The organism is Luteimonas notoginsengisoli (assembly GCF_042648885.1).
GTDB classification, from domain to species: domain Bacteria; phylum Pseudomonadota; class Gammaproteobacteria; order Xanthomonadales; family Xanthomonadaceae; genus Luteimonas; species Luteimonas notoginsengisoli.
On sequence record NZ_JBHRYF010000018.1, the window covers coordinates 1 to 1,596 of the forward strand.

The window sequence follows — 1,596 nt, forward strand, 5'->3', positions numbered from 1 at the left end:
GTCCGGCGTTCACCGCTTTTCGGGAAGGTTGTGGGCGCGGATGATGGGCAGCTGATCCAACGCTGGACGTCTGCTGCTCTTCCGCATGGGAACGCGCAGGCTCGCATGCATGGTCAGCTGCACCCTAACAAGTCGTTCAAGCCGACACCCCAATCGCTGCGCGATTGGCGTTCCCTCCGCGCTGCGCGCTCCGGTGCGGCTTAACTCCAGGTGTTAGGCCCCGCAAGGAGCATCTCGATGACCGTACACACAAATCTCGTCGCTCTTGCATCGTCGCTGCCGCAAGCTTGGCAGTCGCGGATCGTGGGTCGACCCGCCGGGGCCAATTTCAAGGTCGTACGAATGGATGGCCGGGCGTACCCTAACGAATCGCACTCGTTTGATGAGGCGCTGCTGGTTCTCGAAGGGCACATGAATTTGCAGTTCGGCACGGCGATTACTCGCGTCGGCGCAGGCGAGGTCTATATCGTTCCAGCTGGCGTGCCACACGCCGTGGCGGAAGGGAGTCATGGCACGCTCGTCATCGTCGACAGCGAGGCCTAACAATTCGTCCAAGCCGACGCCGCTTCGCGGCGCGGCTTAACTCAGGTGTTAGACGTCACAGGAGAGAACAATGCAGCCGTACAGAACATTCCTTCTCATGATCTTGGCTGCTTCTGTACTGATGTTCTGCCTCATGTACCTCAACACCTACCAGGCCGACCATGTCTGGTTCAGCCAAACCCGCATGTTCATGACCTTCATCATGGCTGGATCAATGGCCTTGGTGATGCTCTTCTTCATGCGGCATATGTACAAGAACAAGACTGCCAATCTGGCCATTGTCATTGGAAGCGTGGGCTTGATGGCTCTAGGCCTCTGGCTCGTTCGCAGCCAGTCGACGGTGGGAGACATCGCCTGGATGAAGGCCATGATCCCGCACCATTCCATTGCAATCCTCACAAGTGAGCGGGCCCGGATCTCGGACCCCCGAGTAAGAACCCTTGCGGATGAGATCATTGAGGCTCAACGCCGTGAGATTGGCGAGATGGAGTCATTGATCAGTGACCTGCAAGATCAATCGACCGAAAGGGCGCAGGAGTGACGTCTAACAGTTCGTTCAAGCCGATGCCGCTTCGCGGCACGGCTTAACTCAGGTGTTAGAGCCCATGAATGTCGTCTGCCCCGAGTGCCAGAAAAGCGTCAATTTTGCGGACGTATTTGAGAGCGCATTCTGCTGGGCAAGCTCATCTGTTGCATTCCGCTGCCCTAGCTGCCAAGCGCCCGCGCACTTCACCCCACGCGGGGAGGAGACTGAGGTTGGCTTCCTAGGTTCCGGCCCGCCACTCGATGCAGTTGAGGGCATTCGTTACCCCATCCATGTGGCAACCTATCGAGATGGCGACCTCCTTACTATTCAGTTGGGAGCCCTTCGCAAAACCGTGCCCTCCGCGCACTCCTATGTCGCGGCTTCGGTGGCGCGAGATGGGCTCTAACAATTCATTCAAGCCGACGCCGCTTCGCGGCGCGGCTTAATTCAGGCGTTAGGCCGCTCGGGACACATCAAAGGCTGTGCGGTTTTGGTGCGCCTGACAGTGCACGGCGCAAGCCTGTCAC

At 58.5% G+C, this 1,596-nt stretch carries 2 protein-coding genes; both read left to right on the plus strand.

The window, feature by feature from the left end; all coding sequences use genetic code 11:
* The first annotated feature begins 237 nt into the window (after positions 1-237).
* Positions 238-543 (plus strand): cupin domain-containing protein, encoded by a 306-nt coding sequence (locus tag ACFOM9_RS15400; RefSeq protein ID WP_386712891.1) that lies wholly within the window; start codon positions 238-240, stop codon positions 541-543.
* Positions 544-613: 70 nt separating this feature from the next.
* Entirely contained in the window at positions 614-1,084 is a 471-nt protein-coding gene (locus ACFOM9_RS15405; protein WP_386712894.1) for a DUF305 domain-containing protein, read from the plus strand.
* Positions 1,085-1,596: the final 512 nt, after the last annotated feature.